A 25,295-nucleotide genomic window follows, 5' to 3' on the forward strand; every position below is an offset into this window, starting at 1 on the left:
GTCAATAAAAAACCGGAGCGAAGCACTTCAGAAGGGCAGACATTATAAAGTCTGTATTCCGCCGGTACTTTTTGACCTAACTATTTAAATACTGTTCCCCAAAGAAATGCTGAATTTATGCCTGCAACGTACCATAAAATGATATAAATATATATCTGATAGTATATTATCAAATAATTGTCCCGCAGTCCTTTTTCTCTTAGTTAGTTATTTTGTTTTTTGGAACCATCTTTTGTTCCGCGGGATAAATCAGATAAAGGCAATTGTGGCAATTTAGAATATATCGGCGAAAATCTTTCATACATCACAGCAAGTTTTCGTTTATTCCTTTTATCGACATACGTTTTTGCTCGTCGGATTTTGCCATCAGCCCTAATGAAACCTCTAAAAAATACCCTATGAAGTCTTTCACCCATCTGAAATAGCCCGGGGTATGTCACAACTTCTGATGCGGAGAGCAAAGAATCGACCGATTCAGCCAAAGCATCATTGAAATTTCTAATTTTTTGTTCATCAATTTTTTCTTTATTCTTTACAAATAACATGTATTGCCAACACAGCTCACGTGTAGCAATACACGTGAAAACCATATCGCCAGCTTCGTTTATTGTCTCATTTTTTTTATCGTCAGGTGCATTCAAGCAAGCTTTTTTATAAGCTTCTACAAATAATGTCATATAGCCAGGAGTAGTCATATTCTCAGGAAATTTAAACATGCTTCTGGCCTTCCCCAACCATGCCTGGTAGTCTGTAGGCTTTGATTTTAGAACTGAATCATAATACGACATTGCCGTTTTATAATCCTCCTTTTGGTACGCATTAATTGCCATATCTAATAAATTTGGCGTTTCTCTTTTTTCCGAGTTTTGAAACTCAAGCGGAAGATTGAATTTACTCCCGCACCATTGACACTCCAACAGACTTGAGTTTTCCTGGGGACCAATTCGCCCATTACAGTATTTACACTTAATATTTTTGTGAATGCTATCTATCATCTCTATTAGCCCTCTCGTGTTGAAGTAGTTCTTTTTGTGTTCCACCTATAGCGGATTCAACTCATAAGTGCAATTAAGTCGCCAAAATTGTGGTGAGCTGGTATACTCTCTCACTGAATTATGGTGACCTCAACGAAAGGAACACTTATGAGAGCGTACAAGCAGCTCACCGAAGACGATCGTATCGAAATATATGCCATGAAGCAAGCAGGAAATCAACAAAAACAAATAGCTGCGGCGTTGGGCGTTTCTCCCAGCACGATCAGCAGGGAACTGGCCCGCAATACAGGTCTGCGGGGCTATCGCCCTAAGCAGGCCCAGCAAAAGGCTTTATATCGACGGATGGCCGCCCGTAAAGCAGTCAAAATGAAGCCGGAGACGATAGAATACATTGAATCCCGCCTCCGGCAGCAACATTCGCCGGAGCAGATCGCAAAACGCATGAAAACCGATCCCCACTGGCAGGGGCCGGCCGTCAGTCATGAGCGGATTTACCAGCACATTTGGCAGGATAAAGCCCGGGGAGAAACCCTGTATACCCATCTGCGGATTGCCGGGACCAAACAAAGAAGAAAACGAAGAAACAGCCGGGACCGGCGTGGAACGATCAAAAACAGGGTTGGTATCGAAAAACGCCCACCGGTTGTAGAGAGAAAAAACCGCATCGGGGACTGGGAAGGCGACACCGTCGTGGGGAAAAACCATCAGGGAGCCCTGGTAACCCTGGTTGACCGCAAAAGCAAGCTGACGCTGATCGGTAAGGTAGATCGTTATACCGCCGAAGCGGTTGAACGGACCATTATCGCCCTGATCGGCACGCTGCCCCGACGAACCTATACACTGACAGTGGACAATGGCAAAGAATTTTCAAACCATGAATCTATTGCCCATAACCTTAAAATTAAGGTCTTCTTTGCCGATCCCTACAGTGCATGGCAGCGGGGCTTGAATGAGAATACCAATGGCTTGATCCGTCAGTATGTACCAAAAGGAAGTGACATCCGAATGCTGACCAATCAGAAGATTGAGCACATAATGAATCGACTGAATAATCGACCCAGAAAATCTCTTGGATTTTTAACCCCAAATGAAGTATTCTATAAGAGGAAAAAACTAACAGGATAACAAAACAGGATTTAACTTAATTGCACTTGGGAGTTGAATCCGCGTATGTCCACAATGTTTACAATGCCATGAATCAGATATTACTTGAACCATAAATTGATGAACAGCATCTCGTTCAACAGTTCCTATAACTTCGCGCTGATTATTGTATACCTTGTCTGTTTCTGTTGTTAGTATATTCTGATGATACTGACCAACCACTTGACTGCTATCAAGAATTTTTGCAAACAATATTTGGCATTCAGGACATACTGTCTTAAACGCTGAACAAGCAGTGATAAAAGCGAGGAGACTAAATACAAATGGGATCCATGAAAATATAATATAATTCTCCACAATATCAAACGGTTCTTCAGGGCCAAAGAAGAAGGCTAATAATCTCTCGCTCAGAGGCATTGTTACAAGTACTAAAATCGTAATATTGATTAGCATTAGAGCAACAAGCAGCAATCTCTGGTATTTTGTAAATAACCAAGCAATAACATAAAAAAGCATACTCAAAGCACCGATTGCTAACATTACAAACATTGGCATAGGATCCGGATTAATCCAGTTTTCATGAGCTACTTGTGCACGAGTTTCTTTAATATCTGAGACGAAGGAGTCGGTTCCAGCTTTATCAACTATATTTTTTATATAACTATCTTTAACATTATGTTTGTTTTGGATTTGCAACTTAAGTTTTTCATGAGTTCTTTCAGCAGCAAGATAGTTATCTTCCTTCAAGTACTGCTGAACTTCTTCCCATGTGTTAGATATTTCTTCATAACCGAGTTTTTCCCATTGTTCTAAGGCAATTTCTTTCTTTGCCCTCACTGTTGCTATTTTGGAAGTAGCGTACTTTTTTATTTTTCGGGCTTCCAGTAACTTGTCAATTTTTGTATATATTTTTAACGATTCATATATCTGTTCTTTATCCATATAATCTTCAGCTTGAGAAACTAGGTTGTCTATTTTTTTTATGCCTATTATTGCACTTGATATTTTCACTTTCTGAACCACTACAATTAAAAATAGCACAAAGATGACAGAGATAATGGTATACCAAAATATAAGAGGTAAACCAGCAATTGTCTGATTATGTTCATCAGTTTCAAAATCGCCGCCTTCTAAGCGACCCGGTTGTTCAGGCTGCTGACTGGAATTCCTGACAGAATTTAAGAAAGAACTTAACCTTGAAATATCGTTAGGGTTTTCAAAAAGCAGACTTTCTATCTCAGTGATTTGCATATCTGAAATTCCGAGAAGACGGCAGTATTTTACTATAATGTCAATTTCATCCTTAGACATTTGACCATCTGCCATAGCAACTTTAATCAGCGTTAGCAGTGTACCCCATTGTTCGTCAGGTGAACCATTTAAAATCACGTTTCCCGGATTATTAATACTTTCCCTTAGTATTTTATCATATTCGTTTTGTCCTATCCCAGCTTTCTTACAAAAACTCTTTATGAGCTTAACTTCTGATCCATCTAAATAACTATCTGCTCTTGCTACAGCAAGAATGTTATGCAAAAACAATCTAGAGTTTGTAATTTGGTAATTGATATCTTTGTAAAATCTGACTGCATCTTGATAATATTCTGGAAATTTTTCTTTAAAAAATTTATTAATTGATGATTGTGCTGAATTATCATAGTCATTATCTAGATCGACACACTCATCATTATTTCCCAGTTCGATGCTTTTGGCAAGCTGCACTAACAGGTTTTTGTCCTGTTTTAATTTGTTTCCATAGTAAATAAGTGTATCAAGTAATTCTCTTTGCTCTGAGCCAGTAGAGACAGATAACATTGCCAATAAATAAAATATATTTACTGAATCCTGCATGCTGATATTTATGTTATGATTTACAATACCAGCTTTAAAAGAACCCATAATATTTTTCATTTCATCGTTAGAAATTTCTAATTTGGCTTGCAGAGCCTTGATGACCTTCATTTCAGAGCTGTTTAAATTCCCATCCGCCATAGCGATTTCAATCAAATATGTCATTATTTTAATATTTGAATTTGAACCTACTTCAAAACTTTTTATAGAATCTAATGCAGGTAAGGGGGGGAGGGCGTCAGGATTTTGAGCAACCAAGTTCTCATTGGTTTTATCATGGAATAAACCGTTTATCTTTGAAGCCAAAACCCATGTTTTCAAACCTTCCTTCCAAATTATATCTGTGGGGTATAACCCTCCATTATTAGCTGCCTTCCTAAGTTGTTGAGAAGAAATAGGGCCAATATTTTTCCCATCACGGTGATAGAACCATTGCGAACTCATTCTATTTTCCCTTACTTTGACTTTTCGATTGCTTGCTTTGCTAATTCATAATATAAGATTTTTTCTTCTTCTTTTCCACTAGTTATGACTACATAAGAATCTTGGAAATCTTTTAGTTCCTCTAAGCACTCTTTGACCTTTATCTGGTTACCAAGTTGAATATAACAAGTCAAAAGGCCCAAGTATGCTTTAGCTGGAGTACGACCGTACTCAAGGTTCTGCTCAGAAAAAGCAATTATTGAGTCAGGATATTCATCAATAACTTTTTGAAAGTTTTCAATTGCCTGTTTAATTGCATTCATCTTCATATAGCACAAACCAATATTAAATTGAGCATCATCTGCTAGGTCGCCTGCGGGGTCCAAGGCAATTATTTCTTTGAACTTCGATATCCCATCAATATAAAAGTTGTTACTTAATAATTCTATTGCTTCTTGAAATAAAACAATCGCTTTATCATTAGTGTTCAAGTCAGACATTACTCTTCCTCTATTCTTGTTGTAGTTATTTTCTCTATATAATCTTTTCTGGAAAACGGCTCATGTGGATTAATCCAGCCTATTGAAATTAAAACAGTTAGAAGTGTTCCTAGTATTCCTCCGGGGATTAAGCCGTGCCATGCATGCTCAATTCCAAAGTAAAGTATTAGCATAGCAATAATTGCGATAGGAAATATAGTTATTGGACGCCTCCATTGTGTTCCAATAAAAGAGAGAGGAAAGCAGATGATAAACCCAACAATCATTTGCCAAGTTGAGAAAGCTCCTTCAACTGCCAATATAATACATACCACTAATCCTATAGCGATAATCAATGAAAATAAAAGTTTCATAACATCTCCATCTATATCTGTTTTAATAACTCTATCTTTTTAGATTCAAATTCATCTTTGTTAATAATATCAGAATCTAAAAGAGCTTTAAGTTCTTTAAGTTTGGAAATGGGGTCAGATTTATGATCACTTTCCGTTATCTCAACAGACTTCGAGGGATTAGTCGCAGGCTGTTGAGAGTTAAAAGATTGTTGAACTATTTGTGGGAGCATCATACCCATCCCAAGTCCTGCCCCCATACCAACACCCGCACTTGCTGGTCCTCCTGGATTATTGGCAGCCATTTCTAACGATTTTGCTGTTTTGAACTGAATGTACTTATTCATATCACCAATAACCTGCATACTCGTTCTCTCATCAATGATTTTTTGAACTTCTTCAGGTGGCGATATTGAGTTGATAAAGAAATCTACAATAAACAATCCCAAAGCTTCGAAATCTTCTTCTAAAACTGCTTTTGTACCTGTGCTAAGTTCATCATAAACTTTGGGTAATTCAAAGACACTCTTTACTTGAGTACCTAAGATATCAATTAGACGTGTTATTATAATATTCTTCAAGTAATCTTTAATTTCAGCATCAGTAAAGACGCCTTGAGTTCCAACAATTTTGTTTAAAAAAACAATTGGATTCTTAATTTGAATTGAAAATATTCCGTAGCTTCTAAGACGAATCATTTGGAGCTCAGGGTCGCGGAAAATAATCGGTTCCGAAGTGCCCCATTTAAGATTTCTAAAAAGTTTCATATTCAGAAAATATACTTCTGAACGGAAAGGACTATCAGGTCCATACCCGAATTTAGTTACAAATTTCGTAAGAGCCGGTATGTTCTGTGTTTTTAATACATAACGTCCGGGCCTTTTAAAAACCCCCACAGACTTGCCATCTCTAAAAAAGACTGCACTTTGACTTTCCCTTACAGTGAGTTGTGCTCCCCATTTAATTTCACAGGGTCCTTCTTGAGGCATACGAGCAACCATCACATTTCCAGTATCATCAAGATATTCAAGAACCTCCATTAACTTTGGCATCATTCTATCTCCGTAATTAATTTATCTCTATTCTCGACTATCTGTTTTAGTGAGTCTAGTTGCTCAGAAAGGTTTTCGAGTCCAACACCTTTCCTCTGATGAGAATTAATACTGTTCAGATTGGTAATGAATTCATCAACCTTTTTTTTAAAGGCCATGTCATATAAATATAAGTTATCAAGAGTTTTCTCATTCACCTGAACAACGTCAAAAAAACCAGAATCTCCACATTGTGCAAATTTAATTTGGTCAGTGATAATTCTTAGTTTTTTCTCAATGTCTTCAACTTCGGTCAATTGTTCAAGGTGTCCCTCTTTCAAGAACGCTCTATTCCATTTGTAGAGCACAGAAATATTATTATTAAGAGAGTCTACAATTTGTTCCCGGAGAATTTTGTCTGTTTCTCTCCGACCTTCCCTCTCAGAATACCCCTTGTAACCAGGTATTAAAGCTCCCAGCTTTTCAAATATATTATTGCCATTGTATTCTGCCATATCCACCTCGCAAATAAAGCTATTTATTCCAGCCTATGCAATTGTCCGGGACATGCGAAATACCCGGATTCTTTATCATTATCATTACCGATAATAAGTATTTTACCACGGCGGAGTTTTAAATTCCAATAAAAAATACACTTCCATCTGACAACTCTAACCTGTTTTAATACAAAATGTTACGATTAAAAGAAACGTCACTGCCTTAGTTCTTTTTGCCATCAGCTGTTTTTAATGCCTCTTCTGCCGTTACCCGGCAGGGCCTGCCATCTCGGTTAATAATTACATACTGGCCGAGTTTGGCCTTTTTATCAAGCTCTTTTCGAACAGCCCGTTTAAAACACTCGCCGGCAATGCGGGTTCTTTCACTTATTGTTGTTGCACTCATCGGCACACCTTATAATTTCATTATAGATTTTGTTATTTTGAATACTAATATCTTCACAAGACCGCTCAAAAATTAGAGAAGAAATAAAGAGTCTAAATCTTTTTTTTGGAGCAAACGCACATATACCTTTATAAATAAATGGTTTATGTTTGCCGGCCAAGCTGTTTGTAAAAGTATTATTCATCTTAAATTATTCCAGACAATGCAACTTTCCGCTCAAGCACAATACCCGGATTCTTTATCATTACTGTTGGCAAGTATTTTACCACAGCGGAGTTTAAATTCCAATAAAAAACTTGTAAATCTTGTCAATCCTGTCCACTTAACTCGTAATTAGTATTGCCTATTGTCTGTCATCTTTTGTCTAAACTAACCGCTCCATAATTCTTCACTTATTTATCAATATTATCAGAATGCGAAACAAGTGAAGAACGGCTCTGATTGTTTCTTCGCTGATGCCTGATTCAGGTTTTCTGTGGCTAAAATGCTTTAATACACCACGGAGGACACAGAGGACACGGAGGGCATAATTGATTATTATTTACCATGCAGGCATTGAAGGCAATGAAGAATTTATTTACTTGTTTGATAGGAATTAGGAATTAGGAATTAAAACCCCTGACAATACCCCCAAACACTCCATATCAAACAAATGTCCCGCAGTCCTTTAATTTTCTTTGGTGCTACGAGAGGCGGAGAATACAGCCGGATGAAATTTCGATTGACAGTAAGAATATCAATGGTAGAGTAAATTATAATATTATAATGTGACATCCAGAAATACAATTTTAACGTCAGAAGTCTTGCAAGACGATACTTCAAAAGCGTTTAGAAAAAGGGGCATCTATTACCTTTCGTTCTGGACACTTTGAATGTCGTTTTCGTTGGAGAATCCAATGGGTAAATGTGCAAAATATGCTCTCAAAGCCGCCGTCATTGCGATTTGTGTTGTCTCAACCGCTGCCGCTATGTCAAGCCGTCCTCAAAGACCTTTTACAGAATTTAAGAAAAACCCTGATGACAGGCCGGTTATCTCATCGGGATCAAACGGCCGGCCCACGTTCATGTCGGACCCTGTTGTGATCAAGGACAAAGAGGGCTATCACGCTTTCTTTTCAAACTTCTATATTAAGAAAAACGGGCAATATTGGATATCTTTCGACCCGCAAAACCAAGACGCGTACAAGATGGATGATTTTGTGGGCAGCATCGCATACGCATTCTCAAGCGATCAGGGGCTGAGCTGGACACTGCGGCAAACACCATGTTTAATGCCGGGGCCGCAGGCATGGTGTGACGATGTCCTTGAAACGCCCTCTGTCATTAAAGACGGGGATCGATTAGTTATGTTTTATTCGGCACTGGGAAGCCGCAACGGCAGGAAATTTCTCTCCAGATATCAGATTGGCGGGGCGACTCTAAAACTAAACGGCAAAACAATCCGGGAAAAACTGCTTGATGAATCCATTCAATTCACCAAGATTAAACAACCCGTTGTGCCTCACAATACCAGCATTATTCATCATGACAATAACACCCAGGAGCCCAGTGTTGTCCTTAAAGATGGGAGATTTGAGCTGTTTTACATCGGGCTGACTTTACAAAAACCCGATGAGCAGATCCCCGGTGTGCCCGGGCAGGGCATCAAGAAAGTCGCCTTATACAAGGCTGTTTTTGATAAAGATTTAAACCTGATCCTGGCGGCAGATGATGCGCTGATCAACGGGGCCAACATCACCGAAGTGCATTACCATGACGGCGCCTACCACGTCTTCTCAACACAGTCCCCTTCCTGGTTTTCCAATTACCCGGGCAAGGCGGAAGGCCTTGATAAATTTCATTATGATGAGTCTATCACCTATTACCACTCTGCGGAGGGCCAATCCTGGTCTAAACCCCAAACCATTCTTGAAAAAGGTACGGAGAACTCTTTCGACAGCTGGGGCATTATGGCACCAACCGTAGTATTTGAGAACGACCGCCTCGTGATGTTTTATACTGCCTGGCAGCTCGGGAACCAGACAATGACACCGCTGCCGGCTGACGGCCGCTATGGATTAAGACGCGGCCAAGAACAGACTATCTGGGGCACAATGGGCAGAGCGGAAGCAACATACAACCCCCGAGCCTGGGAGAATTAAAAGGGTAATCAATTGCCCTGACAAATACTGCCGTTACCGACCCGGGCAGAGAACACCGCTTTTTTTACCTCTATCAAAAATGGCAAAATAAAGAGTCAAAGCTGTTTTATCGTTTTAATATCATTTTGCCGACCTCGCAGCCGATATCGCTTGCGATGACCGGGCATTTGACCTTGAGTATGAAAAAGATATCCTTATCTACATCGCTGAGGGACTCATAATTTCCCTGCCCCTTTGCGATTACAAGAGATGCGGCGTTGAAACAGTCAAGGAATTCATCAGAACAGGTATCAAGAATCGTGCCGGGGCCGTCTGAGCCGTTGTCTATTACCTTTACCATGTCTGTCAGACCGGCAAACTCTGCGTCCTCCATTGTCGCGTCATTGATGACGGGAAAACCGCGAACAGCGACTGTAATCTTTTCGGTTGGAAGCTGTTCTATGAGCAGTTTGTCAAAGACGATCTCGCCGGCATTGTCTGTAAGGTAAAGGATACTCTCCGCGTTTGCAACATCGCGGCGAAAATTATCAAGCTCGCCCGCCTCAAAATCCGCCGTGAGCGATTCATTTATAACTTTTCTTATCTCTTTTTCGGGGATGGATGATTTCACCCCGCAATCGATAATATTGCCCGCAATGGCAAGCCGCATAGCAGTCTCAAGGGGGTTGGCAGATTCGGCTATATCCGATTCAAGCTCGGAAAAAATCTCCATAGCCAGCCGGTTAAAACGCTGTTTCATTTCGAAATAGGGATCCTCCGAGCCCACAATAGAACGTATCCGTCTGTGTATCTGCTGCGCGATAGCCGGCGGGCTCAAAGTCATATCAACATCTGCCGCGAGGCACAAAGCGTCGCGAAGTACCTGTTCCTGTATGTCCTGCTCGTCTGTGGCGAGCCTGGCGGCGTCGAGTGCCTGACGTATAAAGCATGGAATGCAATCGAGATATATATTCATTCTAAATTCCTTTTAGTAAAAAGCTGAGATTCAAATAAACAAACAATTACAGAGTGTTTGCGAGAAACACTGCCGCTGAGGTAAATTTAAACCTTATGCAGGAAAGATTCAAGAGAAAAATTTAAGGCAAACAGGGTTGAGTGTGTGACATTTTTCTTTGGAGTGCGGCGGCAAGCGGCAGCGCGACACCGCTTTAAAGCCGCTCTTCTAACGAAAACACCGCTGAAACTATAACATAACGCTCAAATAACAAAAAACGGCGCCGCCTCGCTGCGCTCGTTGTCGCGCGCACTCCAAAGCACCCCACAAAAAAATGTCACACACCAGGACTGAGAGACGCATTCAATGCGGATTTAGACCTGTCGCCATATTTAGTTGAGAGACGCATTCAATGCGTCTCTACGGGGGACTGCATATTGTTCATATGTTCCTGTAATGAGGGATATTTCTGCGGATCGTTGAGAATCTTGCTTCTTGAGCTTTCCTGGTTTGAGATATTCTCCAGATCCTCGCCGCTCTGTGCTACCAATGGAGTCAGGAATATCAGCAGCTCGGTCTTCTCGGTTTTTGTGCGGTTTCTCTGGAAAAGCAGCCCCAGCAGAGGTATATCGCCCAGCAGAGGCACCTTTTCGATAGTATCTGTGTCCTTATCCTGCATAAGGCCGCCGATAACAATAGTCTGTCCGTTTGCCACCGCCACCCTGCTGTTTGTGGAGCGTTTTGCGTAAACAGCCGCTTCTACATTATCCGATATCAGAACCGTCTCGCCGGTCATGGTTGATATCTCCGGTTTGACATCCATTATTACCAGCGACTCATTGTTAATTGTCGGCGTTACCTCGAGTATAATACCTATGTCTTCGTATGAAATTGAATTGATGGTCTGGCCGGTTTCGGTAACTCTTGTATCGGTAACAAAGGGCACCTCCTGGCCGACGGTTATGGTAGCTTTCTGATTATTGCTGGTGAGTATATAAGGACGTGAGAGCACATTCAGATCGCCGATTTCCTGAAGCGCACGTATGGTAAAATCAAGGTCGCCCTCGAGAGTGCGGGTCATAAAGCCGTTCATGTTATCCGGCAGAAATTCAGTCCCGAAAAGCGTCTCTCCGCCGGAGCTTCTCATATTAAGTACCGAAAATTCTGTGCCCAGATCAAGGCCGTCGCTGGTTGTAACCTCCGCGATAAGCACCTTGATAAGTACCTGCGGAACGATCTTATCCAGCTCATCGAGAACAGGCTCTATTTTGGCATAGTTTTTCTGAGAGGTCATAATAAGCAGTGAATTTGTATCCGCATCGGCCTCTACATAGAAATCTTCTGAAAGATCGCTGCCGGCACTTCTTGATGATGAGCTGCCTCTTCCGACGTTATTGTTTCGCCCGCTTGCCTGGTTCTTCAAATCCTTGAGTTCTTCAAAGAGGTTGTTGAGAACCTTTTTTATATTGGGCGCCTGAGCGTTTTTGAGTGTATATACAAATATCATCTGCTCAGATTCAGGATTAGAGTCCAGCTCTTTGATTATCTCGGCAATAACATCCATAGTGTCATTTGGAGCACTGATAACTACTGAATTTGAGCTTCTGTCCGCCGCGGCAGTAATCCGCACATTCGTATTTCCGGTTGACTGGCCGCCATTACTGCCTCTTGAGGAGTCTCTGGGTGAGGAACCGCCCCGGCCAAAATTCATCATTCTCTGAAACGGATTTGTACTATCGCGATTTGTACTGCGTGCCTGTTCCTGTTCAAATACACGGTTGACCAAATCAGCCGTATCCTCTGCATCGGCATAGACAAGATGGAAAACACGAACGTCGGCCACCGAAGACATCTGTGTATCAACGGCTCTGACGATTTCTATGAGCCTTTTTACATTTGCCGAGGTGTCTGTGATTATCAGACTGTTGCTTGCCTCGTTTGCACTTAACACAGCATAATCAGGCAGCAGGGAACTTAGATCCTCCCTGAGATTTACCGCGTTGGCGTATCGTATTGGAATGATGTGGGTAATAACATTGTCTCCACCAACCACTGCCGCGGGGTCACTTCCGGAAGAAACCGGCAGATTCATATATCTGGCCTGTTCGATTGAGACAATCCTGAGGGTACGCTGTGTCCGCACCGCCGCCAGGTAGCTGTCTTTGAGCACCGTATCAATCAGCGAAACGGCCTCGTCAATGCTAAGAGGGTTTTTGCTTATTATGGTTACTCTGGTATCCATCGCTACGTCCGAGACCACAATCAGCCCCGCCTGCTCGCTGAGATAATCAAGAACATCACCCAAAGGCACATCACGGAAGTTGAGTATGATCTGTTTATCTGTTAAGGACGGTGTATCCTGTGCGGCTGCGGGCAGGCTCACTAAAACCGAAAGCAAGAGCAGTATCAAAGCCGCAAGCCGGTTGAAACAAAGCCCCTGCGCCGCATGGCATGAGGCCGCTAAGAGGTTATTACGATAACTTTTTGTTTTTTCTTTTTTATGCATTTTCTTATCCTTATGAGATCAATTCTCAAGCTGTTGTTGTCTTCGTTCCATGAGTTTACGCAGTATTTGCCCCTCATCCTCGCCGGACTCGCCAGAGGGCATATCCCCGGGCTCTGCCGAATCAGGGGAGGGCTCTGCCTCAGTTTTGATTTCTAAGTCTGTAGAAGGCTCCGGCGATAAAAACTGACCTATCATAATCTCGTAGTTGTCCTTGCCATCTGTTATTACGACATTATCCGTGTTTATTTCTTTTATCGTAAAGCCGCCAATCATCTCCCCGGCAGTGTATATCTCTACGCCGGCGTTAAGAGGATCCTCGATAAAGACCTGCTTGTGCCGGTTTGAAATAGCTATACCCCGAAGAATATACTTTCTCTTTACGGGCGTCTGCTCCTCTGTATCGGTTGAATCCATTTGAGCTTGCTGAGACCCTGGGCTCCTGTTTTTTGAAAAGATATTGACCTTTGCGATAATGTCAAAATCCTCTCGCCGGGGTTCTGCCTGCCGCGGTGTATCTGCCAGGGTAAAGACCGCTGCCGCAGCGGCGATGATGAGCATCAAAATGGCGAAACAGCGAATCATATCAACACCGCCTTTTCAACAGTACAGCTTATAGAGTATTCATTTTCAGCAGGCATATCATTTATATCCAGGAAAGCCGCCTCCGGGCTTTGCGCAGAAGACCGGCTGATAAAATAAATCACCGAGAGGCTAAGCTGTATAGACATTGTCTCCGCTGATTCATCGATTGAGCCAAGCTGAATTGATTTTAAACGCACAGGGATATCCGCGGTTTCAATATCCCATAACAGATCAACAACCGAGGACATAGAACCGGAAGCGGAAACATTTATCTCAATTTCACCGAGATATTCTTCCGGCGAGAGCCTTTGAGGCTGTACACTCGAGACCCTCATCCGGTTTTGGCGGCAGCAGTCATCAATAAACCGCACAACATAGCTCTCTGTCTTTTCAGGATCGGAGCAAAGACCGGCCTGGAGCATTGTCTGCCATCTTTTTCTCTGCAACTTTTCTCGTTTCAGTATATTAAAGGCATCTTCAAGCTGCGCCCTTGCTTCTACAGCACTCTCTGCCGCGGCTGACCGCAGTTCAAAAATCGGATTCAAAACATAGCTGTTGAGTACAGCCAGGGCGACAACAGCAATTGTTACTATTAGTATTCTGTGTTCTCGTCTGGTCAGGGCCATTTAGTTGTCCCTTTCGTATTTGAAGTTAACCGCGAATGTGACCGTATCGGAATTTTTGTTCATCTTTCGCAAATACAATATCTTTATATTGCTGAAACCTGAACTTGAGTTCATAGCCTCAACAACGTCGAGTACCGCGTTTTCCGAGACCGCACTTCCGGATATGACCTGGTTAAAGTTTTCATCCAGTGCCAGGCTCGAGAGCCATATATGCGGATATTCAGGAAAGCAGAGCGTGAGCTCTTTTAGACTGGAAAGACAATAAGTCCGGCTGCTGAACCACGGCCGTGCCTGGCTGACGCGCTGTATAACAGATTGCGCAGTTTCCAGCCGTTCGGAGAGATCAGCGTACTGCTGCTCAGCCGCTTCGGCGTCTCTGCTGTCCATATACCAGCCGCCAAAGAAGACGGCCGCAAAAGCTAACACCAAAAGCGAAGCCGCGATTATACGACCTGACCAGCCGCTTCGTTTTTTTTTGTGAGTGCCAAAATGGGTATTTACAAAGTCAAGCTCACAGCCCCCGTCTAAAATTCTTTCTCCAAGGGAAACGGTGATCCATTCCAGCTGGGAGGGCCTTGAAATCCGCTCAAAACGGGTGTCCGGTATTACCTTTTTGAAGCTGTCAACGACCTCTTCTGCGGGCGATTCACTGCCCCATATCCGGCAGCTTATGCCCTGTGTATTCTGCATTGTAAGCAGAAGCCTTTTGAGCTCCGCAACTGCCGGGGCGGTTTTCCCAAGGCGGGTTGAGCCTGATGGGAGACATTTGAGCGTCTGAAGGCAGGAATCCTCAAAAACAACAAATCCCGTGTGATGGGGGTATAGAATAAGATTGACGCACACGCCGGGTTCTCTATGCAGCCGGGGAGCGAGCAGGGAGACGCTTAGCGAGACAAGAGAGATGCCTGTTCCGGCAAATAATTCTCGAACGGACTGAATGTCTCTGTTCAGAACCGCCGCGGCAAGTATATGATTCGAATTGCCGGCTAACGGCACACAGTCAAACACTGCGTCCTTTACATCAAACTCGAACCTTTGTTCCAGATCAAGCTGAACTGCCGAAGTGAAAACATCCCTGTCAGCATCGGCGTATTTTGAAACATCAACAAGAGTAGTCAATACATTTCTTGAGGAGATGCCCACTGCCGCGTTTTTAAATTTGAATCGATTCTGTTTCAGGAATGCGATGAAAGCGTCTTTTTCTTCTCCGAGCTCATCCAGGTTGACTGAAACGCGCCGGTTATACTCGGCGTATTTTATCAGCTTTGGGCCGTCGGAAGAGTCAGAAAGCTCCGCTGCTGCGATCTGATCCGGAGTTATGACTATGGAGAGTGTATTTTTTGCTCTGATTTTATTGTTCTTCAATTTAGATCTGTTTCCCATCTCTAAGATTATCCAGTATATCTTCGTCAAGCGGCCAGCCAAGATGGCTCAGGGGCTGTCTTAACAAAATTCTCGGCTCTTCCTGTGCGGTATCAATAACAACAAAATAACGCCGAAAAGCCCTGCCGTCACTGCTTGCCGCGACTATATCCGCTGAATACTGGTCAGACTTTACTGTTATGCGGCTTCCAACGCCAACTGCCTTTTCAGGCGAAAGCACTTCTGTAACCCAGAGTATTGACGATGTGTCGGAAGATTGGTCACCGGTTTTCCCTCGCCGCTGGATTATCGCATCTACATCGCTCTGTTCCAGTCCGGGCAGACAGAGCAGTACCTCAGGCGGAGCTGTGTTTATATTTATAAGGCCGTTTATACGCTTTTTATCGCCGGCTGTCAGAGAGGCTGCTATCGCGTTAAAATCATCGTAATCCATCATGCTTGTGTAAAACAGCTCTATGAGGCTGGAGTAATGATTTTTTGTGCGTATCCTGTTCATAATGGTAAAATAATCTTCACCGGCAACAGATTTTATAAGGTTTGACAGCCTGGACATATTTTTTTTGTCATTGACGTTTATAAGCTCACCGCCATCCTCCGCGACATTTTTTTGATAGGAGTAAACAGTTACATAATGGCAAAAACATGGGTCAAGAACTCCATTTCCGTTGTCATCGGGGGCCGTTTTGCCTCCGTCATTCTCGTTCCAGTCGAGCACACCATTTCGGTTCATATCCTCGCCAAAGAGAGATTCTCTGCCGCCGCCCTTAATCATAAGCACCTCTTCAACGGTTTCAAGCCGATCGTCTTTGCAGTAATAGGGCCGATCAAGCAGCAGGTAATATTCACTCTCAGCGCCGCCCTCGGTAAGATCCTGATCTGTGTCTCTCCAGTCTATTATGGAACCGGCAAGCTCGCTGCTCATCCCCGGCAGATTCAGCAGCATATCCCGCGGGGCGGAATTGATGTTTACTTTGGCGGCTTCATCAATAATGCCGAAATCATATTCCCCTCCGTTGAGGGCATTTACACGAAGCAGCCAGAAATAGGCATCTCCAACTTTAACCGCCTCGCAGAGATCATTCGGCAACGCATTTACCTGGCTCTGCTGCCCGCTCAGTGCCAGGACATAATCAACAGCACCGGCAGCGGCGGCTTCGGCCTGTGCGGCGGCGATGCGGTTTGCCGAGGCTATAGATTCAACCCTGACAGACTGAGCAAAGACCGCCGTCAGAGCGGCAATAATCAATGTTACCCAGATAACGATAATAAGTACCGTGGCTCTGTTTCGTTTATTACGTATAAACTCGCTCATTCCCTAACCTCCTGCTCAGCCGCGATTGTATTTATGACGAATGTTTTTGTATATACGGGCATATCTTCCTTTGCCGCCCTGCCTTGCTGTGTCTTGAGACAATCTTCATTCAGAACAAAACTTACCCTTACAGCCATGGGCAGAGGAATATCCGAGGCCTCCGGATCCCATGAGCTCACCCATGAATAACCATCGTAATACTCAAGGGCAAACGAAGCAAGCCCCCTGCATACAATCTCATCTTCGTAAAGGCCGCTGTCAGTAGAAAGCAGGTTCAGCGTCTTGCGGCGGATGAGAACAAGCTGTTCCGATTCCTCCTGTATATCGTAAAGCGAGTATTTATCATCGTACTCAAAGGCATCGCCGAGAAAGTATTCAACCCTGATAATATTCGAGGCCTTTTCACCTGCAGAAGGTCTGAAGCCTGCGGTGTAGAAAGACACATAACTGCTGTATAAATCATCGCCTGCGGATTCTTCTGTACCGGTGAAATAGCCGGCGAATAATCCGCCCGGGCTCATCGCCGCGATGATATCATTGCGCATCATATCGAAGGCCGGCATTATAGTATTATAGGGGCCCAAGGCAGCGTCCGTCGTGTCTTTTGCCCGGGAGGCAATGAATATGCTTGAGTACATTGAAAGGGCAATAACTCCCATAATCGCCAAAGCAACCATAAGCTCAAGCAATGTGAAACCGGTATTTCTTGTTGTATTGATTTTACCGCTCATAGAAGAGCCTGCTTAATTTAAGTTCCTGGGTTACATTACGCCTCTGCCACTCAACAACAACCTCTATCAGCTTGACGTTTTCAATTCCCTGCTCTGCTGCGGTTATCTGCCAGCTGTATTCAACATTGAACCGCCTCTGGTTTCCGGCAGATTCTCCGCCCTGCCAGGACTGCTCAAGAACGGCTTGAGCAAGAGCATTCTCGGCAAGCTCAAGGGCTGTGAGCCGGTTTCTGGTCTGAGAACCAAGCGAGACAGCCAACGATACGCCTTTCATTGCGACCGGCATTATAAGGGCAATAAGCAGCATTGCCGCCATCACCTCGACAAGTGTAAAACCGCACTGATTCAAGCGTCGGTCCGGAAGCTCGTACACGGCCCGCATGTTTTCAGGCTTGCTGCCCTTATGGGCAGATGCATAAATATGTTTTATAGTGCTTTTAATTTCTGTCCTCTATCTCTCTGATAAAGAATTTCTCCGCGGGGCTGGGACAGAGAATTTCCCAGCCTCTGCCGGTTTCGTCACGAAACTCAATACGGCATTGGCGGCAGTACCCTTCCGGTGTAAACTCGATAAAATACAGCGATCCGTCTCTGTCGAAATTATCAAACTCCAGTTCTATGCCTTCACTTATATTAAAGCGGCTTTTGAGCTGTTCGTCCTGGTCAACATACTCCCCGCGGTCAAGCGAAGAGAGCCGGTACTGTCTTTGGTTTAAATCAAAGCTCAACCTGTAAATCCGGCTCTGATGTATGGACTGGGTGTGAGCATAACGCGTCAGCATGACAACATGCTCTGCCGACCACCGCAGCTGTCTGCCTGAGAAAAAACCGCTCAGAGACGGCGCTGCCATAGCCAGAACTGTTGAAAGAATCACCATCACCAGTATCAGCTCAAGCAGCGTAAAACCGCCTGTTTTGTGTTTTTGAGTTTTATATCTCATGTGCTTCACTAAGCAAAACAACACCAGAGTCTGCCCGAACAATCTGTCGGGGCAGAATGCGATTTATTCTTCTGTCCAGTTTACAATATCGTCTTCATTGCCGGCCTGGCCGTCAGGACCGCCGGAAGAAAGGTCGTAGCCGTATTCGTTGTGGCTGCCGGGCTGTTTGTAGATGTATTCTGCCCCCCAGGGGTCTTTTGGTACGCCGCGTTTCAGGTAGGGCGTCTCCCAGCCGTCAGCGTTTGAGGGTTTTTCGATAAGAGCCTTAATGCCCTCAGATGTTGTGGGGTAACGGCCGTTATCGATCTCGAAGGCGTCAAGAGCAACCTCGATATTCGATATGTCCGTTTTGGCGGCGGTTATCCTTGCCTGTTCACTCCTTCTGGTGAATTTCGGGACAACAACCGCCGCGAGGGCCGCGAGAATAACCAGAACCAGAAGCAGTTCAATCAGTGTAAAACCAGTTTTTCGTTTGTATTCAATGTTTAGCATTATCATACCTTTCATTTTATTCAGTCATTTGCCTTTTAATGTATCAGTTCCTGCAGATTGAATATCGGCAGCAGCATCGCTATAACAATTGTCCCGACAAGGGCCGCCATGACAAAGAGCATAGCCGGCTCCGCAAGTGAAACAGCGGTTTTAAGGTTTCTGTCAAGTTCCTTTTCATTGAATTCAGCCAGCCTTAGAAGCTCTTCGCCCAGCCGTGAGCTCTCTTCAGCGATAGATATCATTTCTATATTCGAACCGGAAAACAATTCCGGGCAGATTCTGAGCCCGCCGGCAAGCGTCATACCCCTGCGAACCATATCAACGGAGGTGTTGACCGTCTCGGAGAGCCGCGAATTGCCGATAGATTCCTTGGCAACCTGCAGAGCAGTGATAAGAGGAACTCCCGAGCTTATCAGCGTTCCCAGCATACGGGCGAAACGCACAAAGGCAAAACGTGATGAGAGCTTACCAAATATGGGCAGCTTTAGAACCCATCTGTCCCAGGAAGCCTTTCCCTCGGGGCGTGAGAGCCAGGTTTTTATGCCGACAACTAACATAACTGCTCCTACAGCTGTAATTATCCAGTATTTCATGAGCATATTACTTACGCTGACAACCATCTCTGTAAGCCTGGGCAGATTGCCGCCGAATTCGGTAAAAATAGAGGAGAACCTCGGGATAAAATAGGTAAGCATAAACACCAGTATTACTACCACGAGTACGCAGAGCACTACCGGATAAACCAGAGCTGACTGAACCCTGCTCATCAAGTCCCTTTCACGGCTTCGAAAATCAGCTATCTGAGCGAGTACAAGCTCCAGAAATCCGCCCGTTTCGCCGGCCTGAATCATTGCGATATACACCGGCGGAAACACCTTGGGCCACTGCCGCATGGCATCGCCCAGGCTCATGCCGTTGGAGACGTTGTCGTATATCGTCTGGACAAGATGGGCAAGTGCCGGTTTTTCAGTCTCCCTTACGAGGATTTTAAGCGACCTGCTCAGCGGCATACCGGCGGCAAGCAGGCTTCCAAGCTCGCGTGTAAACATCTCAACATCACAGCGCCTGAGTCTGCCGTGAAAATGCTTATGCGATTCATGCTTTCCCTTGTCAGGCTCAACATGCAGCGGAACAAGTGAACGGGCCATAAGAGCGGATACAGCGGCCTTTTTCTCGGCGGCCTGGATACTGCCGGTCAGTTCTTTGCCATGTTCATCTCTTGCTTTGTACTTAAATTGCGGCATTGTTTTACTGCTCCGTTGTCAACATCTCGTCCTTTGTTACCCGCAGCACCTCTTCGAGCGTAGTTTCGCCTCTGTCAAGGTAGCGTTTTACGTCTTGCCGCAGATTCTTCATGCCATCTTTCATCGCGGCAAGCCGTATTTCTCTTGAACTGGCGTTTGCAAGGAGCAGAGCCCTTATATTCTCGCTTACAACCATCTGTTCAAATATACCCTTTCGGCCTTTATAGCCGGTGCCCTGACATTCTCTGCAGCCGGTGCCTGTATAAAGTTTATCGGGTATCAGCTCACCGTACCGGCCCCGCAGGCTCTCGGTCTGAGCTTGGGGCACGGCGGTTTTGCAGTCGGGGCAGATAAGCCGGATAAGCCGCTGGGCAATCACCGCCTCGAGTGATGAGGCTACAAGGTAGGGCTCAACGCCCATATCCACCAGACGTGTCAAAGCCCCGGGCGCATCATTGGTATGTAATGTCGAAAAAACCAGGTGTCCGGTAAGAGAAGCCTGAACGGCGATTTCGGCGGTTTCGAGATCGCGTATTTCCCCAACAAGTATTACATCAGGGTCGTGCCGCAGAATTGAACGCAGCCCGCGGGCAAAGCTCATGCCCGTTTTGTTGGAGACCTGAATCTGATTTATGCCGTGAAGCTGGTATTCGATGGGGTCTTCTATTGTTACTATCTTGCGATGTATGTCGTTGATGCAGGACAGAGCAGCATAAAGGGTGGTTGTCTTGCCGCTGCCGGTTGGGCCGGTAACGAGTATTATTCCGTGCGGCCGCTTTATGACTTCCGCGAAAACCGCCAGGTCATGCGGCCCCATGCCGATCTTCTCAAGACCCAGCAGAACTGATGAGCAGTCAAGAAGCCGCAGCACTACCGCCTCGCCGTGAAGCATTGGTATTATAGAGACACGTATATCAACCTCTCTGCCGGCAAGGAGTACCTTTATGCGGCCGTCCTGGGGCACCCTCTTTTCAGCAATGTCAAGGCTGCTGAGGATCTTGATTCTGGATACAATTGCCGGCTGAAACTGCTTGAGCTCCGGCGGAACCGCTGCCGACTGCAGGACGCCGTCTATGCGATACCTCACCCTAAGCTCGTTTTCAAACGGCTCTATGTGCACATCTGTCGCTCTGCTCTCAATGGCCTGGGAAAGCATCTGATTCACAAAACGGATTATGGATGCCCCCTCTTCCTGGGTGCTTGCCAGATCCATGTTTTCCTGATCAATGCTGGTAAGGAACTGCAAACCGCTTTGAGCCGCCTCGTCAACCATGCTCTGTATCGTGTCGGCACCGAGACCGAGATATTTTTTGAGAAATTCGTTTATGTCAGTCTTCGGGGCAAGACCAATCTCTATGTCAAGGCCGGTAAGCAGCCTGAGCTCGTCAACCCCCGTCGTTTCAAACGGATCGCTTATAACCGCAAAAACCCGCCCTTCTTTGCTTAGAATTGGCGCAATGCCCCGCTCAAGCAGAACGTGCGCTGAAAACTTTGCCAAAAACTGCGGCTCGGGAACATAACCCGCAAGATTATCGATATACTCATAGCCCAGCTCGCCGGCAAGGAACTTCAGAGCGGCATCTTGTTTAACCCCATTGAGAACTGATGCTTCCATGAAACCATGCCCGGCAGCAGCCGAAATCTCAATCTGCTGCATCTGGGAAGAGTTGATAATGCCGGATTTACACATGCCGGATAAAAGAGTACTGACAATAGACAACTGAAATAACCTCAAAATAATTCAGGCAGGCAGGACAAACTGCTCATAAAGCAATGATCCTTGCCTGCCTATATTTTATCGCTGAATTTGCTGGATTATCTGCGCCGATTTATTTATTCCAGCGTTCCCATAAGAACAAGCTGTGCTTCCTGTTTGAGAGTCAGCACCTCACGAAGCTCCTGCTGTGCAGTTATAAGCTCCTGTTTGGCTTTTTCGCGGGCTTCACGCAGAGCGGTGAGCCCGGCTTTTATCATCTCGGGAGAAACTTTGTCCTTATCAAGCAGCTCACGCAGGTCCTGCTGGGCTTTCTCTACCGCTGTCTGTTCTCTCTGAGAGCGGCTGCCCGCAAATCTCCCGTCCCGGGCAAACATATTCATGCCGCCAAAACGTGCATTGCGAGACAGATTCATGACCTTGCTCAAACGCGGCTCAACCACTTTCCACTCATCGTCGGAGATTTCAAGACGCTCTTTCATCATCTCCGACATACGCTTCTGCATAGCCTCGGGATCAAATCGTCCGCGGCCGCCGCGGTCATCACGGGCCTGGCGCTGCGGCTGACGAGACTGAGACTGATTCTCCTCCTCCGCGGCATACGTCAGCGAAATAAACGTTACAGCCGTCAGTAAAACAACGGCAACAAGTGTCAATACTTTTTTAGCAAACATTTTATATCTCCTTATAAAACAGAGTTTTATATGCAAATACCGCAAACTGACAAACGCCGCCGGTATTGCAATATTAATAATGTAGAGAAAAAACACGAAAACGTTACACAATTCTTTAAAAATTCACATTAAAACAACACATAATACAAGCATTTATGGCAGCCTTGGATTCACCTTGCCGGAAATTTTGTTTTTCGAACTCCATTTGCACCTATAAAATAATTTTAAACTTCACTTGAAAATATTTCGCAATTCGATATATTTCATGTGTAGATATCAAAACATAAAATAAATACCAAGAAAAGGTGAATAAAATGACTGAACTGAAGAAAAACTGTAAATATGCAATGATAGTACCTACCAGCATGGGAACCCGCCTGACCCCCGTTAATCAACAGCCGTTTCACTGCAGCGACACTTTCAAAATGCAGGCCACAAGTGCCGAAAGCAACGTCGCCAGCATATCTTCTTTTCTGGGATTGCCTGTAAAGGTTCTCACCGCCTTTGTTAAAGGCAGTCCGATATCCCACTATATCAAGGATAATATCCGCAGCCGGCGTATGGATTTTGAGGGGCCTGAATTCGATCAGGACAGTCCCTGGGGATACCGCCATCAGATCAACATGGCCGACAGCGGCTGTGGAATGCGCGGCCCGAGGGTACACAATGACCGCGCAGGCGAGGTTGGCAGACTGCTTAGTGTGGAGCATTTCGACCTGGATCGTATATTCGCACAGGACGGCGCACAGATTGTTCACCTCTCTGGACTTATAGCGGCACTCTCGCCCAAGACGGGGCAGTTTTGTCTTGATATCGCCAGGAAGGCAAAGGAAAACGGTTCGTTGATCTCCTTTGACCTGAACCACAGGGCGAGCTTCTGGAAAGGCCGCGAGAGTGAACTGGCAGCCATTTTTGATGAGATTGCCGGCAAATCTGACATTCTCATCGGCAATGAGGAAGATTTCCAGCTCTGCCTTGGCATAGAAGGCCCCAAAGCCGGCGGCGAAGGCCTCGACGAAAAAATTGACAGCTTCAAGGAGATGATCAGCAGGGTAAAACAGAACTATCCTGATGCGGGGATATTCGCAAATACGCTGCGGGAAGTAATCAGTGCAAATCAGCACAAATGGGGGGCAATCGCTACAGACGGCAGCGACTGGGAAGTGATTGAGCCGCGTCCTATCGGCGTTCTTGACCGTATCGGCGGCGGAGACGGTTTCGTTGGCGGGCTTCTTTACGGAGTGCTTAAGGGCTGGGATATCCACAATTCCGCCAGGTTCGGCTGGGCAACCGGCGCGCTGGCAACCACCATGCTTACCGACTACGCCCAACCGGCAGACGAAGAGCAGGTGTGGAGTATCTGGTCAGGAAACGCCAGGGTAAAAAGATAGATAATCGCGGCCGAAGGTTGTTTTATACTGACGCGGCCGCTATTTTTGAAAAATATCAGCACTTTTTTCGTATTTGCGCTTGCATTATTAGCTGATTTAAATAAACTTCTTAGCCTTGACCTAAGGGCAGGTAGCTCAGTTGGTAGAGCAACGGACTGAAAATCCGTGTGTCGGCGGTTCAAATCCGCCCCTGCCCATTCCATAAAGCTTTGTAAGCTAAAGACTTGCAAGGCTTCTTCTTTTTTAGTCTAACCTTAAAAAAGCCCGTGGTGTCACTTTGGTGTCACTTGCGTTAGCTCTTTATTAAGCATCTTGTCTAAAAGATTACCGGCCGTAGCCAAATCTTCCTCGCGAACGCTCAAATAAAAGCCCATCGTAGTAGATATACTGCTGTGCCCTGCCAATTTATGCACCGCCTGAAACGGCAAAGCCGAGGCCCAGTTCGTAATCGCACTTCTGCGTAGATCATGAATAGTGGCTTTGGCAATTCCTGCACGTTTTTGGATTTTGCTGAAATTAGCCCCAACATTGTTTACTACCCATGACCTCTCGTGCCAATCTCCGGAACGCTTTCGTTCCAATATAGTTTGAAGCCGTTCTGGGGTAATAAATATGTAAGGATGGCCTTCTGGGCAATCTATTTGCATATCAACCAACAGTTTTATTGCATCTTCAGCTATCGGAACTACGCGATTACGTCTGCCCTTTGGCTCCCATGAGATAATGTTATCTTTTGATTTCCTTGCCTCAACATTAATCCGCTGATTTACAAAATCAATGTTATTCCAGGTCAAATGAAGTATCTCATTGAGACGAAGCCCACTGCTGTATGCAACAGCGATGAAAGTTTTCCACCACTTATTTACAGCCGCATCCTTCAGGGCAAGATACTCTTTAATGGTCACGTATCGCTTAGGCTTATCAGTTACCCTGCGGGGTTTAATCCTGCTAAAAGGATTGCTGCCCTCGGGCAGATAACCTCGTGGGTCAATAGCCTTATTGAAGATACTTTTTAGGGTTCGTAAGTATTTATTGACCGTGGAAACAGATAACTCATTAGATGCAAGTCTGTCTGCAATAAATGCTTCCGCGTCACGGGGCAGTATGTTCTTTAATTCTACCGCCTCACCTATGAACTTTTCAAAGATCCGTAAAATATTCTTATGTTCCATATATGTGGCGTAACTCACCTGCCCGAAAATTATCTTTTCGTGCTCAAGCCTGAAATTCCGCAGACTTACCTTTTTAGGTCTGTCAGCCTTGCCCATGTAAACCTTCGCCTGAAGTTCACCGGCAAATCTTTCGGCTTCTTTTTTGGTCTTGAACACCTTGCCGTATCGTTTTCCATGACAGTTTTTCCATCGCACTGCCCAGTTGTGCCGCCGCTTGCGATGCCACAACTCTCTTGCGATTGGTTTGCCATGTTTATCCTTTGGCACTGGCTCAAGCCATTTTGGGTATACGCCAACTTTTTCATATGCCATG

General features: G+C 45.0%; 24 protein-coding genes and 1 tRNA gene. 4 read left to right on the top strand and 21 right to left on the bottom strand.

Annotated features, from left to right (window positions below):
- Positions 1–203 precede the first annotated feature (203 nt).
- A complete protein-coding gene (locus tag SMSP2_RS08590) occupies positions 204–995 on the bottom strand; it encodes a tetratricopeptide repeat protein (RefSeq protein ID WP_146683554.1) in 792 nt (263 codons plus the stop codon).
- A 147-nt stretch (positions 996–1,142) separates the two neighbouring features.
- Between SMSP2_RS08590 and SMSP2_RS08595 the strand changes: the two genes are divergently transcribed.
- Positions 1,143–2,120 (top strand): IS30 family transposase, encoded by a 978-nt coding sequence (locus tag SMSP2_RS08595; protein ID WP_146682659.1) that lies wholly within the window; start codon positions 1,143–1,145, stop codon positions 2,118–2,120.
- Here the strand turns inward: SMSP2_RS08595 and SMSP2_RS08600 are convergent.
- The 6 genes from SMSP2_RS08600 to SMSP2_RS08625 all read right to left on the bottom strand — a co-directional run bounded on the left by SMSP2_RS08600 (position 2,109) and on the right by SMSP2_RS08625 (position 7,139).
- Positions 2,109–4,394 carry a GYF domain-containing protein gene (locus tag SMSP2_RS08600; RefSeq protein ID WP_146683555.1) on the bottom strand — a complete coding sequence of 762 codons (2,286 nt, stop codon included), beginning with the start codon at positions 4,392–4,394 and terminating at the stop codon, positions 2,109–2,111. The genes SMSP2_RS08595 and SMSP2_RS08600 overlap by 12 nt on opposite strands.
- Positions 4,395–4,405: 11 nt before the next feature.
- Entirely contained in the window at positions 4,406–4,873 is a 468-nt protein-coding gene (locus tag SMSP2_RS08605; RefSeq protein ID WP_146683556.1) for a tetratricopeptide repeat protein, read from the bottom strand.
- Entirely contained in the window at positions 4,873–5,226 is a 354-nt protein-coding gene (locus SMSP2_RS08610) for a hypothetical protein (RefSeq protein ID WP_146683557.1), read from the bottom strand. The genes SMSP2_RS08605 and SMSP2_RS08610 overlap by 1 nt, the downstream gene beginning before the upstream one ends.
- Before the next feature lie 11 nt (positions 5,227–5,237).
- The gene (locus SMSP2_RS08615; protein ID WP_146683558.1) at positions 5,238–6,260 is read right to left on the bottom strand and encodes an SPFH domain-containing protein; all 1,023 of its coding nucleotides are present in this window, start codon (positions 6,258–6,260) and stop codon (positions 5,238–5,240) included.
- Positions 6,257–6,751 (bottom strand): hypothetical protein, encoded by a 495-nt coding sequence (locus SMSP2_RS08620; RefSeq protein WP_146683559.1) that lies wholly within the window; start codon positions 6,749–6,751, stop codon positions 6,257–6,259. Before SMSP2_RS08620 ends, SMSP2_RS08615 begins: the two co-directional genes overlap by 4 nt.
- Positions 6,752–6,956: 205 nt before the next feature.
- A complete protein-coding gene (locus tag SMSP2_RS08625) occupies positions 6,957–7,139 on the bottom strand; it encodes a hypothetical protein (RefSeq protein ID WP_146683560.1) in 183 nt (60 codons plus the stop codon).
- A gap of 896 nt (positions 7,140–8,035) precedes the next feature.
- Between SMSP2_RS08625 and SMSP2_RS08630 the strand changes: the two genes are divergently transcribed.
- On the top strand, positions 8,036–9,280 hold the full coding sequence (locus SMSP2_RS08630) for a glycoside hydrolase family protein (RefSeq protein WP_146683561.1): 1,245 nt from the start codon (positions 8,036–8,038) through the stop codon (positions 9,278–9,280).
- Between the two features lie 106 nt (positions 9,281–9,386).
- On the opposite strand, the gene SMSP2_RS08635 is transcribed toward SMSP2_RS08630, so the two are convergent.
- The 13 genes from SMSP2_RS08635 to SMSP2_RS08695 all read right to left on the bottom strand — a co-directional run bounded on the left by SMSP2_RS08635 (position 9,387) and on the right by SMSP2_RS08695 (position 22,419).
- Positions 9,387–10,235 (bottom strand): damage-control phosphatase ARMT1 family protein, encoded by an 849-nt coding sequence (locus SMSP2_RS08635; RefSeq protein ID WP_146683562.1) that lies wholly within the window; start codon positions 10,233–10,235, stop codon positions 9,387–9,389.
- A gap of 388 nt (positions 10,236–10,623) precedes the next feature.
- The gene (gene gspD, locus SMSP2_RS08640) at positions 10,624–12,720 is read right to left on the bottom strand and encodes a type II secretion system secretin GspD (protein WP_146683563.1); all 2,097 of its coding nucleotides are present in this window, start codon (positions 12,718–12,720) and stop codon (positions 10,624–10,626) included.
- Positions 12,721–12,738: 18 nt separating this feature from the next.
- Positions 12,739–13,302 (bottom strand): hypothetical protein, encoded by a 564-nt coding sequence (locus SMSP2_RS08645; protein ID WP_146683564.1) that lies wholly within the window; start codon positions 13,300–13,302, stop codon positions 12,739–12,741.
- The gene (locus SMSP2_RS08650) at positions 13,299–13,928 is read right to left on the bottom strand and encodes a hypothetical protein (RefSeq protein WP_146683565.1); all 630 of its coding nucleotides are present in this window, start codon (positions 13,926–13,928) and stop codon (positions 13,299–13,301) included. The genes SMSP2_RS08645 and SMSP2_RS08650 overlap by 4 nt, the downstream gene beginning before the upstream one ends.
- Positions 13,929–15,293 (bottom strand): PilN domain-containing protein, encoded by a 1,365-nt coding sequence (locus SMSP2_RS08655; protein ID WP_146683566.1) that lies wholly within the window; start codon positions 15,291–15,293, stop codon positions 13,929–13,931.
- 1 nt (position 15,294) lies between these two features.
- On the bottom strand, positions 15,295–16,623 hold the full coding sequence (locus SMSP2_RS08660; RefSeq protein ID WP_146683567.1) for a type II secretion system minor pseudopilin: 1,329 nt from the start codon (positions 16,621–16,623) through the stop codon (positions 15,295–15,297).
- On the bottom strand, positions 16,620–17,354 hold the full coding sequence (locus tag SMSP2_RS08665) for a type II secretion system protein GspJ (RefSeq protein WP_146683568.1): 735 nt from the start codon (positions 17,352–17,354) through the stop codon (positions 16,620–16,622). Before SMSP2_RS08665 ends, SMSP2_RS08660 begins: the two co-directional genes overlap by 4 nt.
- Entirely contained in the window at positions 17,344–17,703 is a 360-nt protein-coding gene (locus SMSP2_RS08670) for a type II secretion system protein (protein ID WP_186804650.1), read from the bottom strand. The genes SMSP2_RS08665 and SMSP2_RS08670 overlap by 11 nt, the downstream gene beginning before the upstream one ends.
- Positions 17,704–17,791: 88 nt before the next feature.
- A complete protein-coding gene (locus SMSP2_RS08675; RefSeq protein ID WP_146683570.1) occupies positions 17,792–18,295 on the bottom strand; it encodes a pilus assembly FimT family protein in 504 nt (167 codons plus the stop codon).
- A 63-nt stretch (positions 18,296–18,358) separates the two neighbouring features.
- Positions 18,359–18,787: a type II secretion system major pseudopilin GspG gene (gene gspG / locus SMSP2_RS08680; protein ID WP_146683571.1), complete on the bottom strand. Its 429-nt coding sequence runs from the start codon at positions 18,785–18,787 to the stop codon at positions 18,359–18,361.
- A gap of 35 nt (positions 18,788–18,822) precedes the next feature.
- A complete protein-coding gene (locus SMSP2_RS08685) occupies positions 18,823–20,031 on the bottom strand; it encodes a type II secretion system F family protein (RefSeq protein ID WP_146683572.1) in 1,209 nt (402 codons plus the stop codon).
- Between the two features lie 4 nt (positions 20,032–20,035).
- Positions 20,036–21,751, bottom strand: coding sequence for a GspE/PulE family protein (locus SMSP2_RS08690; protein ID WP_146683573.1), 1,716 nt, complete (start codon positions 21,749–21,751; stop codon positions 20,036–20,038).
- Positions 21,752–21,864: 113 nt separating this feature from the next.
- Positions 21,865–22,419: a hypothetical protein gene (locus SMSP2_RS08695; protein WP_146683574.1), complete on the bottom strand. Its 555-nt coding sequence runs from the start codon at positions 22,417–22,419 to the stop codon at positions 21,865–21,867.
- Positions 22,420–22,733: 314 nt separating this feature from the next.
- Here SMSP2_RS08695 and SMSP2_RS08700 point away from each other — a divergent pair, with 314 nt between their 5' ends.
- Positions 22,734–23,810, top strand: coding sequence for a sugar kinase (locus SMSP2_RS08700; protein WP_146683575.1), 1,077 nt, complete (start codon positions 22,734–22,736; stop codon positions 23,808–23,810).
- A gap of 124 nt (positions 23,811–23,934) precedes the next feature.
- Positions 23,935–24,007, top strand: a tRNA-Phe gene (locus SMSP2_RS08705).
- 75 nt (positions 24,008–24,082) lie between these two features.
- On the opposite strand, the gene SMSP2_RS08710 is transcribed toward SMSP2_RS08705, so the two are convergent.
- Complete coding sequence (locus tag SMSP2_RS08710; RefSeq protein ID WP_146683576.1) at positions 24,083–25,294, bottom strand: tyrosine-type recombinase/integrase; 1,212 nt, start codon at positions 25,292–25,294, stop codon at positions 24,083–24,085.
- Between the last annotated feature and the right edge of the window lies 1 nt (position 25,295).

The sequence above is a fragment of the Limihaloglobus sulfuriphilus genome (assembly GCF_001999965.1).
Lineage (GTDB): Bacteria > Planctomycetota > Phycisphaerae > Sedimentisphaerales > Sedimentisphaeraceae > Limihaloglobus > Limihaloglobus sulfuriphilus.